Raw genomic sequence first — 15,031 nt, forward strand, 5'->3', positions numbered from 1 at the left:
ATTGGCCGCTTAGAGCACTTATAATTCGGCCGTCGTCACTCAGTATTCTTCTTGCTTTCCGTAATGACCCGCCAACCCCTCCAGCGCCGCCGCCCCATCGCCCTTGAACGTCGGTCCGTGCATCAGCGCGATCGTCGTCGGCATCAGCGCGGCCAGGCGGCGTAGCGTCGGCTCGGCCATCGGGGTCGGCGGCATGAAGGGCAGGCGCTCGGCGACCGCGATGGCGGGGGCGACGATGTCGCTTTCGGTGGTGGGATCGGCGGGGCCGGTCTGGGTGAAGAGGTCGCTGCTGAACAGCGTGCCGGTCGTCTCCTCGTAGATCAGGCCGGCGTCCCAGTTGTGCGGCACGTGCGGCGTGTCGAGCCAGCGCACCCGCTTGCCGCCGAGGTCGAGCCCCTCGTTGTCCAGGAGCACGCGCGGCGGGCGGTCGGCCATGTCGGCGAGCCAGATGTTGCAGCCGGTCAGGCCGTGCGCCGGCTGGGCGTTGGGCGCGGCGGCGAGCCACTGGTTGAGCGCGCCGCTTTCGTCGCCCTCGACATGGGAGCAGGTCGTCCAGCGCAGCTTCGAGAGCGGGATCACGCTCTTCACCGCGTCGACGATCAGCGGGAAGAGGCTGCGCTGGCCGTAGTGGAAGAGCAGCGGCTCGTCGGCGTCGATCAGGAACTGGTTGAAGGTGAAGCCGGTCGGTCCGACCGCGTTCACGAAGGTCGAGAGCCGGTAGATGCTGGGCGCGATCTCGGCGACGGTGGTTTTCATCGCGGGCTCCTGTGGCGGGTCGTTGGAAAGTCGAAGTCAGGCGAATAATCGAAACAAACGAAATAAACGAAACAGTCGAAATGGGAGTCGCACCCCTACTTGATAACCGTTCGCGCAACAATATTGCTCGCCGAGGCTTCTAGAGCGCCTCACCCTGAGGAGCGAACGCAGTGAGCGTCTCGAAGGGTGGGAACGAGCACCTCGTCTGTTGCCCATCCTTCGAGACGGCCGCTGCGCGGCCTCCTCAGGATGAGGGGGTAGGGGTGGCCCGACGCTTGAAGATTCAAGGCAGCGGCTGCCAGATCGTGCTGCGGACCTCGCCGAACTCGCGCGGGAGCTTGGTCCAGGTCTCGCCGCCGTCGGTCGAGCGGAAGAGCTGGCCGAGGTTGGAGCAGACGAAGATCAGCTTCGGGTTCGAGGGATGCGTCGCCACCGTCCACGGCGTCGAGTTGAGGTCGCCCGGCAGCCTGGCGTCCTGCCAGTGGGCGCCATGGTCGGTGCTGCGCAGCAGCCGGCCGGTCGAGCCCGGCGGGCCGTTGCCGTTGGTCAGGAACACCGTCGCGTCGCCGTCGGCGCGGGGCACGATGGTGCGGGTGTACTGCCAGGGCGAGTCGAGTTCCTGGAAGGCGAAGGTCTCGCCATTGTCGCGGCTGAGGTTCAGGCCGCGGTTGGTGGTGGCGTAGACCAGCTTCGATCCGTTCTGAATCACCGCGAGGCCATGGATGTCCTCGGAGTTGATGCCCTGGCCCACCTTCTTCCAGGTCCGGCCGCGATCGGTCGAGCGGTGCACGCCGTCGATCTCGACGCCGGCCCACAGCGTGTCCTTGTCGACCGGGTCGAAGATGATTTGAGTGACGCGCGGCTTGCCCACGAAGATGCAGACTTCGGCGAAGGAGCCTTCGGCCGCGGCGAAGCTCTTGCCGCCGTCGGTCGAGACGAAGATGTGGGCGGGCTGTGTGCCGACCACGATAAGGTCGGGATCGTCCGGCGCCTGCGCCATCGCCCAGATGTCGTAACCGTCCAGCAGCGAGGGCAGGTGCGTCCATTTCTGGTCGCCCTCGTTCCAGCGGTAGAGGCCGGAGTCTGTGCCGGCCAGCACGTCGCCCGGTCGCTGCGGGTGCGCCGACAGCGCCCACACACGCGCCTCGAGATAGAGGCCGGATTCGATATAGGGCCGGATCCAGGTCTCGCCGTCGTCGCGGCTGAACCACACCGACATGCCGGCGGTGCCGACGCAGAGCAGGTTGGGCATTCGTTTCCTCCGTTCGGGCGCCCTCTTCTGTGTGGGGCTGCCGCTTGTATTTCTCCGTCGTCCTGAGCGGAGCGCAGCGTAGTCGAAGGACCTCTTTTCGTCTCAGCGCACCGTGCGCCGGAAGAGAGGTCCTTCGACTGCGCGCCTGCGGCGCTCCGCTCAGGACGACGGGGCTATAGTCGATAGGCCGAGCCCCGCAGGCAAGCCGCTCTGCCCGGCCGTGCCCTTGCCTCACCGGGTGAATTGAACGAGAGTCGCCGGGCAACCGCGCGGGGTCAAAGGCGCGGAACAGGGAGCGACAGATGAAATTCACCGCACTTCTCGGAATGGCGGCGGCGTTGGCCGTTGGCGGCACTGGCATGGCCTCGGCGCAGACACCGGCCGCGACTCCGGCGCCGGCCCAGCTCGACACCAAGAAGTTCAACGTGATCGGCACGTGGAACTTCCTCAACATCAACAAGAAGGTCGAGGCCCCGTTCTGGAGCGAGCAGCTCGGCGCGGCCTCGGGCGGCAAGCTCACCGGTAACATCAAGTCGATCACCGAGCTCAACCTCAAGGGCACCGAGGTGCTGCGGCTGCTGAAGTCCGGCGTCTATGACGTGGCGCATGCGCTGCCGATCTATGTCGACGACGGCGCCGCGATCTTCGAGGGCTCGGACCTGTCGGGCGTGGCGGCGAACGTGGCCCAGCAGCGCGAGATCCTGAACGCCTGGATGCCCGAGATGCAGAAGGTGATGCGCGACAAGTTCGGCTCGATGATCGTGTCGACCTTCGCCTTCCCGCAGCAGGTGTTCTTCTGCCGCGACGAGATTTCCAGCCTGGCCGACATCAAGGGCAAGAAGGTGCGGGTGCAGGGCGTCTCGCAGTCCGACCTCGTGAAGGCGCTGGGCGGTTCGGCGGTCACCATTCCGTTCGGCGAGGTCGTGCCGGCGCTGGAGAAGGGCGTCGTCGACTGCGGCATCACCGGCACGCTGCCGGGCTACCAGGCGAAGTGGCCGGAGGTGGTGAAGACCGTCGTCGACGTGTCGCTTGGCTACACGGCGGGCTTCGTCTCCGTGAACCTCAACAGCTGGAACAAGCTCTCCAAGCCCACTCAGGAATTCATGACGGGCCAGTTCAAGAAGCTCGAAGAGGCGGCCTGGGCCAGCGTCGAAGCCGACACCAAGGAAGGCATCGCCTGCGACACCGGCAACGGCCCGTGCTCGGTCGGCCCGCCGGCCAAGCTGAAGCTGGTGATGCCGACGGACGCCGACCGCGCCCTGGTCAAGAAGGCGCTGAACGACGTCGTGCTGCCCGAATGGGCCAAGCGCTGCGGCGCCGAGTGCGCGGCCAAGTGGACCGAGATGGTCGGCAAGCGCTACGGCCTCGTCGCAAAGGCGAACTGAGCTTCGCCGCGCGGCGGCCCTTCGGGGGACGGGGACACATGGAACGTCTGTGGCGCGGCGCGTCGGTCGCCGCCCTCTGGGGAGCCTGGGCCGGCGGCGCCATGATCCTGCTGGCTTCGGTCGTGGTCACGGTCGAGGTGATCAGCCGCAAGCTGCTGGCCTTCGCCTTCTCCGGCTCCGACGAGATCGCGGCCTATCTGTTCGCGGTCGGCACCTCGTGGTCCCTGGCGCATGTGCTGGTGACGCGCGGCCATGTCCGCATCGACGTGCTCTATGGCGCGCTGGGCCCGCGGATGCGGGCGGCCTTCGACCTGGTGGCGATCGCGGGCCTCGCGATCCTGGTGCTGGCGATCGTCGACCGCGCCGGCGAGATCTTCCTCGACAACCTGAGCGGCGGAAACCGCTCCAACACGCCGCTGCGCATTCCGCTGGCCTGGCCGCAGGCGCCGTGGTTCGCGGGCTTCGTGCTGTTCCTGGCCGTCACCGTGCTCGCCTTCCTGCGCAGCCTGCTGGCGCTGGTGCGCGGCGACGTCGCCACCGTCGCGGCCACCATCGGCGTGCCGTCGCAGGACGAGGAAGTGAAGGGCGAACTGGGATCGCTGGGAATCGGCCCCTCGAACATGGCGGGCAAGAGGTAGACATGCTCGGCACGGCTCTCCTTCTCCTCGTCGCCCTGCTGGCGCTCAGCGTTCCCGTCGCCGCCGTCATGGGCGTGCTGGGCCTGGCGCTCAACCAGTTCTTCTCGTCGATCCCGCTCTACCTCGCGATGGGCGACATCGTGTGGAACGCCAGCTCCGAATACATCCTGATCGCCATCCCGATGTTCGTGATGCTGGGCGAGATCCTGCTGCGCTCGGGCATCGCCCATCGCGTCTATGCCGCGATCGCGACCTGGCTCTCCTGGCTGCCGGGCGGCCTGATGCATGCCAATATCGGCACCTGCGCCATGTTCGCGGCGACCTCGGGCTCGAGCGTCGCCACCGCCGCCACGGTCGGGGTGGTGGCCCTGCCGCAGGTCAAGATCCGCGGCTATGACGAGCCGCTGTTCCTCGGGACGCTGGCGGCCGGCGGCACGCTCGGCATCCTCATCCCGCCGTCGATCAACTTCATCCTCTACGGGCTCTTGACCCAGACCTCGGTGCCGCGGCTTTACCTCGCAGGCATGATCCCCGGCCTGCTGCTCACCGGTCTCTTCATGGCGATCATCCTGGTCTACTGCCTGGTCTGGCCGTCCAAGGGCGGCACGCCGGTCGAGACCAGCTGGCGCGACCGGCTGCGCAGCCTGAAGGACCTGGTGGCGCCGCTGTTCATCTTCGGCGTCGTCGTCGGCTCGATCTATGCCGGCTGGGCCACGCCCACCGAAGCCGCCTCCATGGGCGTCTTCGCGGCGCTGGTGCTGGCCGCCTGGGAGCGCGCGTTGTCCTGGCCGATGATCAAGGCGGTGTTCGAGGGCACGATGCGGACCACGGCGATGATCATGCTGATCATCATCGCCGCGCAGTTCCTGAACTTCGTGCTGGCCAACATCGGCGTGACCGACGGCGTGGCCAAGGCGATCGACGCGCTCGGGCTGGGCAAGGTCGGCACCATGCTGCTGCTGATCGTCTTCTACCTGATCCTCGGCTGCTTCATGGAAACCATCTCCATGATGATCCTGACGACCCCGTTCGTGTTCCCGATCGTGGTCGGCCTGGGCTGGGATCCGATCTGGTGGGGGATCGTGCTCACCATCCTGATCGAGGCGGCGCTGGTGACGCCGCCGGTCGGCCTCAACCTCTATGTCGTGCAGAGCCTGCGCACGAGCGGCGCCATCGCCGACGTAATCCGCGGCGCCCTGCCGTTCGTGGCCGCGATGCTGGCCCTGATCCTGCTCCTGATGGCCTTCCCCGACATTGCGCTGGGCCTGCCGCGCTGGGTGATGGGCTGACGGGAAATGAATTGAGTCGGTTCAAGCACTTACCTCATCCTGAGGAGCGCCGCGAAGCGGAGCGTCTCGAAGGATGAGGTAGGTGCTCAGGGCGTGCGGCCCGGCGGGAACTGGATGTTGAAGCCGGCGAAGATCTGGAAGCTGGGCTGCCCGGGGCCGCTCTGCACCACCGAGTATTGCGGCTCGAGATACAGGTTCAGAACGTTGCCGTCGTTCAGGCGCTTGACGCGGCCGAGGCCGAGTCCGACCGGCACGACCGCCCGCTGGCGGCCGAAGTCGATCGCCGTGATGCCGCTCGAACGGAGGTAGAAGCCGTCGGTGAGATTGTAGAACAGGAAGGGCTGGATGGTGAGCGACCGCGCGCTGCCGTCGAAGGCCTGCTGGTAGGCGACCAGCGCGGCAACGAGGCCCCAGGCGTAGGGGGCGCTCACGACGGCCTGCGCGCCGGCCTGCCACTTGCGCTCGCCCAGCGCCGGGCTGGTGGCGGTGGGCAGGATCAGCAGCGGCCCGATGCCCAGCTTGGCATTGGCGAGCTGGAAGAGCGGCACGTCGAACAGCGTGAGGTCGCCCAGGCCGCTCTCGGTGCCGGCCGGTCCCCAGACCGTCGTGCCGGTGGCCAGCGACGCGCGCAGGAGCTGCGGCCAGCCGAACGTGTCGTGTGGCAGGATCCCGCGCAGGAAAGGCTGGTCGGCACCGCTGCCCGGCTGGCCGCTCATCACCGGCTGCAGGTAATTCTGCACCTGGATCGCGGGGATGTCGGTCAGCGGATTGTTGGCGACGTTCTGCTGGGCCGCGGCCGGCGACGCGGCAAGAGCCAGCAGGACCGCGGCGGCCGATCGGGCGTTCGTCACTTCGCAAGGACGCGGAGCAGGACCTCGTTGAAGGCCTCGGCCGCCTCGTAGGCCACCCAGTGGCCGGCGCCGGGAATGACGTTCATCTCGAAGTCCGGCTGCAGGGCGCGGAACAGGTCGATGCGTTCCTGGATGTGCGGATAGGTCGTCGAATCGAACTCGCCCCAGAGGCCGGTGAGCGGCGTCTTCACCCGCGGCAGCACCTCGCTGAGCTTGAAGGCCTGGCCCATGATGCGGCTGCGGGTCTTGGCGCGCGTGGTGTTGAGGATCTGCATGTGGATCGCGATGCCGTCGACGTTCTTCGGGTCGTGCAGCATCAGGATCTCGAGATTGCGCCGCGCCTCGGCCGCCAGGGTCTCGGGCGGCATCTCGGCCAAAAGCTTGTGCAGCTTCGCGCCGGGCTTGCGCGTGGCTTTTAGGCCGCCGGCGCCGACCAGCGCGATGCGCTCGATGCGGTCCTCAAAGAGCGTGGCGATGTGGCCCGAGACCATGCCGCCGAAGGAGAAGCCGGCGATGGCGAATTGCTTGTCCTTGGGCAGCAACTCCTTCATCGCGGCCTCGACGCAGTGCGTCACCGACCAGATGTCGTTCACGTCGTCGGGCGGGTCGCTGTCGCCGAGCCCGGGCAGGTCGGCGGCGTAGACGGCGAAATGCGCCGAGAGCGGCAGGACGTTGCGGATCCAGTGGATCCACGAGCCCGAGCCGCCATGGAACAGCAGCAGGATCGGTTTGTGGGCGGCGGCGCCGAACACGTGCCACATCATCTTCCCGCCGTTGCCCATCGGCACGCGCACGATCTCCGACTTGGCGGCGACCTCTTCGATGTGTTCGGCGGCCGTACGCCCGTCCGGCATGCGGGGGACGGCGGAGAAATCCAGGCTCATGCCTTGATCGCCCCCAGCAGACGTTCGACGAATTCCGGCGCCTTCTTGCGGTCGATCCAGCGCAGCACCGTGACGAGGTCGTTCTCGGGATCGATCCAGACGATGTGGCTGCCCCAGCCCAGCGCGAAAAAGCTGCTCTCCGACGCGGCGGCGAACTGCTTGCGGCCGGTGTTGAGCCACCACATCAGCCCGTAGAAGGGCGCGACCGGGCAGGGCTTCACCAGCTCACTTGTCCAGCCCTCGGGCAGGATCCGCTTTCCGTCCCAGACGCCGCCCTGCGCGACGAGCCGTCCCATCAGCGAGAGGTCGCGCGCCGAGATGACGATGCCGCCGCCCCAGTGGCCGCCGCCCGGCACCGACAGCATCTGCTTGCCGTCGATCGTGTCGTGGGAGTTGCGGTAGCCGTCCCACCGCCAGCCCTGCGAGCCGCCGATCGGATCCATGATGCGCCGCTTCAGCACCTGCGGCAGCGGCTCCTTGAAGACCTGCAGCAGCGAGCGCGAGAGCCGGTTCACCCGCACGTCGTTGTATTCGTAGAAGCTGCCCGGCTTCTTCATCGCGCGGCGCGTGCCCTTGGGCGCGTCGGCAACGGCGACGCCGACTACGCGATTATGGTCGATGCGGTCTTCCTTGCCGAAGACGGTGCCCTCCCATTCGCTGGTCTGGGTCAGCAGGTGGCGCCAGGTGATGTCGCGGTTCTGCTCGCTGGTGAACCCGTCATCGAGCGCAGTCTCCGCGACCTTGTCGTCGAGGCTCCTGATCAGCCCGTCGCCCAGCGCCAGGCCCGCGAGCAGGGCCAGATAGCTCTTGGCCACGCTGAAGGTCATGTCGGCGCGGTCGACGTCGCCCCATTCGGCGATCTTCTGGCCGCCGCGATAGACGAGGCCCGCCGGCCCGCCGCGCGGCGTGACCGGCCCCAGCACCTCGTTGTCCGGGGCCTTCTCGCCCGAATCGTAGGTCATCACGAACTGCCCGTCGGGCATGTACATGCTGGCGGGCCAGTTGGACTGGGCGGCCAGGGCGAAGGCTACGGCGTCATTCAGGTCGTTCATGCCTGCAATCAACATTGGAGCCCGTCCGGGAGCAAGCGTAGAAAGCGCATCATGGCCTCCGCACATCCGACCCCCCCATCTGCGAACCCCGCGTCGATCACCATCCGCCGTCCCGACGACTGGCACGTCCACCTGCGCGACGGCGCGATGCTGGCGGCCTGCGCCGTGCACACCGCCCGCCAGTTCGGCCGCGCCATCATCATGCCCAACCTGGTGCCGCCGGTGACGAAGGTCGCCGAGGCCAGCGCCTATCGCGAGCGCATCCGCGCCGCTGTGCCGGCTGCGCTGAACTTCGAGCCGCTGATGACCTGCTACCTGACCGACGGCGCCGATCCGGCCGAGCTCGCGCGCGGCAAGGCGGAGGGCGTGTGGGTCGCGGCCAAGCTCTATCCGGCGCATGCCACGACCAACTCGGCGCACGGCGTCACCTCGATGGACCAGGTCGCGAAAGGGCTGGAGGCGATGGAGAAGGCCGGCATGCCGCTGCTGGTCCATGGCGAGGTGACCGATCCCGAGGTCGACATCTTCGACCGCGAGGCGGTGTTCCTCGACAAGGTGCTGGCGCCGCTGCTGAAGCGCCATCCGGGGCTCAAGATCGTGCTCGAGCACATCACGACCCGCGAGGGCGTGGCCTTCGTCGAAGCGAACCCGGGCCGGATGGGCGGCACGATCACGCCGCATCATCTCAGTTATAACCGCAATGCGATCTTCAAGGGCGGCATCCGTCCGCACCTCTACTGCCTGCCGATCGCCAAGCGCGAGGAGCATCGTCTCGCTCTGCGACGGGCGGCGACCTCCGACAGCGGCCTGTTCTTCCTCGGCACCGATACCGCACCGCACACGACCGACACCAAGGAATGCGACTGCGGCTGCGCCGGCGTCTTCAACGCGCCGGTCGCGATGCAGGTCTACACCCAGGTCTTCGCCGAGGAGGGCGCGCTGGCCCATCTCGAAGCCTTCGCCTCGCTCAACGGCCCGCGCTTCTACGGTCTGCCGGCGAACGAGGAGACGGTAACCCTGCACGCCCGCCCGCTCGACATCCCCGACCGCGTGGCGGTCCCGGGCGGTGGCAAGGACATCACCGTCTTCCGCCCCGACACGCCGGTCGAGTGGAGTTTTTAAGAATCCTTTTCCTCCCCCGTCATACGGGGGAGGTGGCCCGAAGGGCCGGAGGGGGAAGGCCATGAGTCTGAACTCTTCCGAACCAACGATCATCGCGTTGCTCTCCCCCTCCCGGCCTCCCCCGTGTGACGGGGGAGGTGAAGAGTAGGAAGTGGCGCGCTCCGTTGAGAGGCCCGCTCAAATGCCGCTCGCGTTGCGCCGGATGACCCTTTAACTTTGCTGTCATGAGCAAAAGAGGCATTCCCGACGGCGCCGTCGTCCGCGGCACCGACAAAGGCTACGACGATCCCCCCAAGGTTCCCCTGACGCCCGGCAGCGAACGGCCGGTCGAGCAGATCGACAAGGTCTATCCCTACCTGCGGCCGCGCGATGCCGCGACGCTGATCCTGGTGCGCATGAAGGGCGACACGCCGGAAGTGCTGATGGGCTGCCGCGCCGCCGCCCATGCCTTCATGCCCAACCGCTACGTGTTCCCGGGCGGCAAGGTCGATCCCGACGATGCGCGCGTTCCGGTCGCGACCTCGCTCGATCCCTTCGTCAACGAGCGCCTGATGCGCGCCGCCTCGGCGCAGCGCGCGCGGGCGCTGGCCGTCGCCGCGGTGCGCGAGACCTTCGAGGAGAGCGGCCTGATGCTGGGCAAGCCGCTGCAGGGTGGCGCGCCGAAGAAGGACTATGGCGAGCACTGGAAGGGCTTCCTCGACCAGGGCATGGCGCCGGCGCTCGACTGTCTCGACCTGATCGCGCGCGCGGTGACGCCGCCCGGCCGGCCGCGCCGCTTCAATGCGCGGTTCTTCATGGCGCGGGCCGAGGATGCCTCGGGCGAGATCCGTCATTCGAGCGAGATGGGCGACATCCGCTGGGTGCGACTCGACGAGGCGCGCGAGCTGCCGCTGCCGACCATCACCGGGCTGATCCTGGGCGAGATCGGCCGGCTGGTGAAGGAACCGCCGGACCGCAAGGTGCAGCGCAGGATTCCACTCTTCACCACGGTGCATCGCAAGCACCTCATGATCGAGGAATAGGGTCGTGGCGGTGCGTGACGACGACGCGCCTCCCTCGACAGAGCCCCCGCTGGCCGCTCCCCGGCGCTCCGGCGCCGTGCCCGTGCTGCGCGGCGGCGTGCGCCTGCGCACGCTCGTCCTCATCCGCTGGGGCGCCGTCGCGGGCCAGGCCTTCACCGCCGCCGTCGTGCATTGGGGGCTGGGTTTCGGCATGCCGGTCCTGGCGGTCGGCGGCACGATCGCGCTCTCGGCCCTGCTCAACCTCACCGTCAGCATCGGCCGGCCGGGCTCGGCGCGCATCGACGACCGCGAAGCGGCGATCTTCCTCGCCTTCGACATCCTGCAGCTGGCCGTGCTGCTCTACCTCACCGGCGGTCTCGGCAATCCGTTCTCGCTGCTGCTGCTGGCGCCGGTCGCCATCGGCGCCACCATCCTGTCGCTGGCGAGCAACGTGGCACTCACCCTGCTCACGATCGCGAGCATCGCGGTGCTGGGCCTGTTCTATCAGCCGCTGCCCTGGCGGGGGCCACCGCCCGACCTGCCCGACATCTACCAGGTCGGCGTCTGGGCGGGCCTGTCGCTCACCACCATGCTGATCACGCTCTACGGCTGGCGCACGGCCGAGGAGGCGCGCCAGATGGCCGATGCGCTGGCCGCCGCACAGGCTGCCCTCGCGCGCGAGCAGCAGCTCTCGGCCCTGGGCGCGCTCGCCGCCGCCGCGGCCCACGAGCTGGGCTCGCCGCTGTCGACCATCGCCGTGATCACCAAGGAGATGCAGCGCGAGATCGAGTTCGACGATCCCTTGCGCGAGGATGTCGAGCTGTTGGCCGCCGAGTCGGAGCGCTGCCGGTCCATCCTGGCGCGGCTCTCGACCGATCCCGCGGGGGACGTTTCGGATTCCTATACGCTGGTGCCGCTGCCGGCCCTGATCGAGGCCGCGGCGCAGAATTATGCGCGCGAGGAGATCGCCATTGCCTTCGAGGCCGGCCCGGTCGGCGAGGGCATGCCGACGACGGCACCCATCCAGTTGCGCAGCCCGGAGATCATGCAGGGTATCGGAAACATCGTGCAGAACGCCGTGTCCTTCGCCCGCCGCGAGGTTCGGGTGACCACCCGCTGGAATCGGGAATGGTCGGAGGTCGAGGTCGTCGACGACGGGCCGGGCTTCTCCGAGGCGCTGCTCGACGAGCTGGGCACACCGTTCATCTCGACCCGCCAGGGACAGGGGGGGCACATGGGCTTGGGCGTCTTCATCGCCAAGACGCTGCTGGAGCGCACGGGCGCCAACGTGACCTTCGGCAACCGCAACGACACGGGCGGCGGGGCCGCCGTATCGGTGCGCTGGCCAAATCCCGTCTTCAAGGCTACATAGCGGCCGATGTCGAAGGAGTCGCCATGACCCAGGACAGCGGCGCCCCGCGCCCCTTGTCGCCTGTGATCGCCGGCACGACGAACAACAAGGACCGTACCTTGCTGATCGCCGACGATGATGCAGCTTTCCGCAACCGTATTGCGCGTGCGCTCGAGCAACGCGGTTTCATCGTCACCGCCGTGGGCTCCGTGGCCGAAGCGCTGGCCCAGACCGCCCGGCCGCCCGCCTTTGCCGTGCTCGACTTGCGGCTGGCCGACGGCAACGGGCTGGAGCTCGTCGGGCCGCTGCGCCAGGCGCGTCCCGATATCCGGATCGTCGTTCTGACGGGCTACGGCAACATCGCGACCGCGGTGGCCGCCGTGAAGGAAGGCGCCGTCGACTATCTCGCCAAGCCGGCCGATGCCGACGCCATCGAGCAGGCGCTGACCGCGCACGGCCGGAAGCTGCCGCCGCCGCCCAGCAATCCGATGTCGGCCGACCGCGTGCGCTGGGAGCATATCCAGCGCGTGTTCGAGCAATGCGACCGCAACGTCTCGGAGACGGCCCGCCGCCTCAACATGCATCGGCGCACCCTGCAGCGCATCCTGGGCAAGCACGCCCCGCGCGAGCACTGAGGTTTCTGTCGTTCGTTAACTCCTTGACCTCATCCTGAGGAGGCCCGAAGGGCCGTCTCGAAGGATGGGCTACAGGCTTGGTGCGCGTGCCCACCCTTCGAGACGCGGTCCTGCGGACCGCTCCTCAGGGTGAGGTTATTGTCGTTGGAATGACCGATGGATCAGGCCCGCCGGCTGGCGGCGTTCCAGTACTGTTCGAGATTCGAGATCAGCGCCGGGCTGAAATGGCAGTAGGCCTGCTCACGCGCGTAGAGCGCGGCGTAGCGGCGGAACGTGTCGAGCGGCTCGACGCCCAGCCGCAGCGCGCGGCGGTTGCCGATGGCGCCAACCGCGCCCGATCCGGTCAGCCGGTCGATCACGCGCCCGATGGTGGCGTCGATCTCGTCGGGCGCCACGACCTCGTCGCAGATCATGCGGCCGACCTCGGAATCGCACTCGATGCGGCGCTCGTACATGATCGCCTGGCGCGCCAGCCGGTCGCCCACGAAGCGTGACAGGCGCAGGTTCGCCATGGCCGGGATGATGCCTTCCTTGCGCGCCGGCAGGGTCATGTAGGCGTCGCGGCCGGCGATGTTGAAGTCGCAGGCCAGCAGGATCTGGCAGCCGCCGCCGATGGCGAAGGTCTCGACCGCCGAGATCCACAGCTTCTCGATCGAATCGCCCGCCACCTCGTCCGGTGGCACGTCCGGCCGGGCGAGGCCGCGGAACATCTTGTTCACGAACCCCATGTCGCGGATCAGGAACCACAGGAACGGGATCTTGCCGTAGTAGAGGTGGGTGAGGTTGATGCCGGCATTGTAGACGCGGCGGCCGGCATACTTGCCTTCGGGCACCACGTCGCCGCGCAGCACGGCGACCTCGCTCTGCCGGTCGAGGATGCAGACGTCGGCGCCGATCTCGGTCGCAGCCTGGGTCGCATTGTCTTCCGAGTTGAGGAACCGCCGGTTCGATAGCAGCAGCACCGCCGCCTTGCCCTGGCGCTCGACCCGCGCGAATCCGAGATCGAGGCTGCCGTCGCGCTGGAACTTCGCCAGCGCCTCCGCCGATTCCTCGCGGGGCAGCAGCATGGTGTGGCAGAGGTGCAGGCCGCACTCGGGATCGGCGAGGAACTGGTTGCAGAGGATGCCCTGGTCGATCTCCACGCCGTCCTTCTCGGACTGGCGCAGCTCGGCTTCGGCCGCGACTTGGGCTTGAGTCGGCGCCAGGCCGGGCACGAGGGCGGCGGCGTCGTAGACCAGCCGCTCGAGGCGCACGAACTTGGCGCGATTGTCGGTCAGTCTGTCGTAGAGCGTGCGGGCGTGGCGGCGCAGGAACACGAAACGGGCCTCGCGCGCGGCCTGTTTGAGAGACTCGGCGGCATCATAGGCGGCGGCATCGCGGTTCGGCTTGGCGGGCAGGCGGGCGAGACGTTCCGCGCTGTCGCGCCAATAAGTGGAGAAGGCAGCCGTGTCGGCCGCGAAGTCGCCGCTGGCCGCGACCGGCGCCATGCCATCCATCACGACGTTCCTGCCCGAAAAATTATGGAGCGGGCGACGGGATTCGAACCCGCGACCTACGGCTTGGGAAGCCGACGCTCTACCCCTGAGCTACACCCGCATTGGCGCCATTCTAGCCCGCCGTTGCGCCCGAGGTCCAATCGTGTATCTCAGGCATATGCTCGATGAAGTCCTCACCCCCGAAGAGCGCGCCGTCGTGGCGCGCGCCAAGACATTCGCCGAACAACAGGTCGCGCCCAATGCCGCGCGCTGGGAATGGGAGCGCCGCTATCCGCTCGAAACCATCAAGGCGGCCTGCGCCCTCGGCCTCAACACGATCGAACTGGCGAAGAAGCATGGCGGGCAGGGCCTGTCCTTCTCCTGCAAGCTGCGCGCCTTCGAGGAGATCGCGCGGCACGACTTCGCGTTCGCGTTCGCGCTGATCAATCATCACAATGCCTGTGCCCGCTTCGCCCGCGACGGCCAGCCGGCCCAGGTTGCACGGCTGCTGCCGCGCATGCTGACCGGCGAGCTGATCGGTTGCGCCGGTCTCAGCGAACCCGGTGTCGGCAGCGACTTCGGCGGCTTGGAGATGGAAGCCGTGAGGGTCGAGGGCGGCTGGAAGGTCAACGGCGCCAAGGCCTGGATCACCAATGCCGCCGTCGCGGGTCTTTCCGTGGCCTATGCGCAGACCGACAAATCTCAGGGCTATCGCGGCATCATCTGCCTCGCCATCGAGGCCGAGCGGCCGGGTTTCCATCGCGACAAGCCGTTCGAGCTGCATGGCGGCCACGCGATCGGCGTCGGCGGCTTCCGGCTGGTCGACTATTTCGCGCCCGACGAGGCGGTGCTGCATCCGCCGGGCAAGGCCTTCAAGGCGGCGCTGGCCGGCATCAACGGCGCCCGTGCCTATGTCGCGGCCATGTGCTGCGGCATGCTGCAGGCCTCGCTCGAGACGGCCGTGCGCTACACGCAGCAGCGCCGGACCTTCGGCCAGCCGGTGATCGAGCATCAGGGCGTGCGCTGGAAGCTGGTCGATGCCGCGACCGATCTCGAAGCCGCGCGCCTGCTCTGCTATCGCGCCGCCCGGCTGATCGACGAGGGTGCCGACGCCGTCCTGCCGGCAGCGCACGCCAAGAAGTTCGCGACCGACATGGCGGTGCAGCGCATCGCCGACTGCATTCAGGCGATGGGGGCCAACGGCCTGCGGGCCGACTATCCCCTGGCCCGCCATCTCGCGGGCGCCAAGATCGCGGCCTACACCGACGGCTCGATCGAGATGATGAACGAGCGCATCGGCGCCGGGCTGGCTTCGGTGTTTGGGACGCCGGCTTAGGACA

At 68.1% G+C, this 15,031-nt stretch carries 14 protein-coding genes and 1 tRNA gene; 8 read left to right on the top strand and 7 right to left on the bottom strand.

The features are described from left to right. Nucleotides 1-39: 39 nt before the first annotated feature. Nucleotides 40-756, bottom strand: a complete 717-nt coding sequence (locus ACO07K_RS27780; protein WP_422033658.1) for an MBL fold metallo-hydrolase — start codon at nt 754-756, stop codon at nt 40-42. A 283-nt stretch (nt 757-1,039) separates the two neighbouring features. Then, nucleotides 1,040-2,008 carry a hypothetical protein gene (locus ACO07K_RS27785; protein ID WP_422033659.1) on the bottom strand — a complete coding sequence of 323 codons (969 nt, stop codon included), beginning with the start codon at nt 2,006-2,008 and terminating at the stop codon, nt 1,040-1,042. Between the two features lie 302 nt (nt 2,009-2,310). On the opposite strand from ACO07K_RS27785, the gene ACO07K_RS27790 reads away from it, so the two are divergent. From ACO07K_RS27790 to ACO07K_RS27800, 3 genes are read left to right on the top strand one after another with little or no spacing between them, the layout of a single operon-like run. Next, nucleotides 2,311-3,393, top strand: a complete 1,083-nt coding sequence (locus ACO07K_RS27790; protein WP_422033660.1) for a TRAP transporter substrate-binding protein — start codon at nt 2,311-2,313, stop codon at nt 3,391-3,393. Between the two features lie 38 nt (nt 3,394-3,431). Next, the gene (locus ACO07K_RS27795) at nt 3,432-4,031 is read left to right on the top strand and encodes a TRAP transporter small permease subunit (protein ID WP_422033661.1); all 600 of its coding nucleotides are present in this window, start codon (nt 3,432-3,434) and stop codon (nt 4,029-4,031) included. 2 nt (nt 4,032-4,033) lie between these two features. Next, nucleotides 4,034-5,320 carry a TRAP transporter large permease gene (locus tag ACO07K_RS27800; RefSeq protein ID WP_422033662.1) on the top strand — a complete coding sequence of 429 codons (1,287 nt, stop codon included), beginning with the start codon at nt 4,034-4,036 and terminating at the stop codon, nt 5,318-5,320. An 86-nt stretch (nt 5,321-5,406) separates the two neighbouring features. Here ACO07K_RS27800 and ACO07K_RS27805 read toward each other — a convergent pair whose 3' ends face one another. Genes ACO07K_RS27805 through ACO07K_RS27815 form a run of 3 tightly spaced genes read right to left on the bottom strand, consistent with a single transcriptional unit; the run spans nt 5,407 to nt 8,107 of the window. After that, nucleotides 5,407-6,171 carry a hypothetical protein gene (locus ACO07K_RS27805; RefSeq protein WP_422033663.1) on the bottom strand — a complete coding sequence of 255 codons (765 nt, stop codon included), beginning with the start codon at nt 6,169-6,171 and terminating at the stop codon, nt 5,407-5,409. Further along, the gene (locus ACO07K_RS27810; protein ID WP_422033664.1) at nt 6,168-7,055 is read right to left on the bottom strand and encodes an alpha/beta fold hydrolase; all 888 of its coding nucleotides are present in this window, start codon (nt 7,053-7,055) and stop codon (nt 6,168-6,170) included. Before ACO07K_RS27810 ends, ACO07K_RS27805 begins: the two co-directional genes overlap by 4 nt. After that, the gene (locus ACO07K_RS27815; RefSeq protein WP_422033665.1) at nt 7,052-8,107 is read right to left on the bottom strand and encodes a serine hydrolase domain-containing protein; all 1,056 of its coding nucleotides are present in this window, start codon (nt 8,105-8,107) and stop codon (nt 7,052-7,054) included. The genes ACO07K_RS27810 and ACO07K_RS27815 overlap by 4 nt, the downstream gene beginning before the upstream one ends. A gap of 51 nt (nt 8,108-8,158) precedes the next feature. Here ACO07K_RS27815 and pyrC point away from each other — a divergent pair, with 51 nt between their 5' ends. The 4 genes from pyrC to ACO07K_RS27835 all read left to right on the top strand — a co-directional run bounded on the left by pyrC (nt 8,159) and on the right by ACO07K_RS27835 (nt 12,216). Then, on the top strand, nt 8,159-9,229 hold the full coding sequence (gene pyrC / locus ACO07K_RS27820; protein ID WP_422033666.1) for a dihydroorotase: 1,071 nt from the start codon (nt 8,159-8,161) through the stop codon (nt 9,227-9,229). Between the two features lie 224 nt (nt 9,230-9,453). Continuing rightward, nucleotides 9,454-10,251: an NUDIX hydrolase gene (locus ACO07K_RS27825; protein WP_422033667.1), complete on the top strand. Its 798-nt coding sequence runs from the start codon at nt 9,454-9,456 to the stop codon at nt 10,249-10,251. Nucleotides 10,252-10,255: 4 nt separating this feature from the next. Further along, nucleotides 10,256-11,602: an ActS/PrrB/RegB family redox-sensitive histidine kinase gene (locus ACO07K_RS27830; protein WP_422033668.1), complete on the top strand. Its 1,347-nt coding sequence runs from the start codon at nt 10,256-10,258 to the stop codon at nt 11,600-11,602. Nucleotides 11,603-11,625: 23 nt separating this feature from the next. Further along, entirely contained in the window at nt 11,626-12,216 is a 591-nt protein-coding gene (locus ACO07K_RS27835) for an ActR/PrrA/RegA family redox response regulator transcription factor (RefSeq protein WP_295133027.1), read from the top strand. Nucleotides 12,217-12,377: 161 nt separating this feature from the next. Here the strand turns inward: ACO07K_RS27835 and ACO07K_RS27840 are convergent, their stop codons facing one another. Further along, nucleotides 12,378-13,712, bottom strand: coding sequence for an enoyl-CoA hydratase/isomerase family protein (locus ACO07K_RS27840; protein WP_422033669.1), 1,335 nt, complete (start codon nt 13,710-13,712; stop codon nt 12,378-12,380). Nucleotides 13,713-13,737: 25 nt separating this feature from the next. Beyond that, nucleotides 13,738-13,812 (bottom strand) — tRNA-Gly (locus tag ACO07K_RS27845). 57 nt (nt 13,813-13,869) lie between these two features. On the opposite strand from ACO07K_RS27845, the gene ACO07K_RS27850 reads away from it, so the two are divergent. Beyond that, entirely contained in the window at nt 13,870-15,027 is a 1,158-nt protein-coding gene (locus tag ACO07K_RS27850; protein ID WP_422033670.1) for an acyl-CoA dehydrogenase family protein, read from the top strand. Nucleotides 15,028-15,031 lie beyond the last annotated feature (4 nt).

Source organism: Reyranella sp. (genome assembly GCF_965228225.1).
GTDB lineage: Bacteria > Pseudomonadota > Alphaproteobacteria > Reyranellales > Reyranellaceae > Reyranella.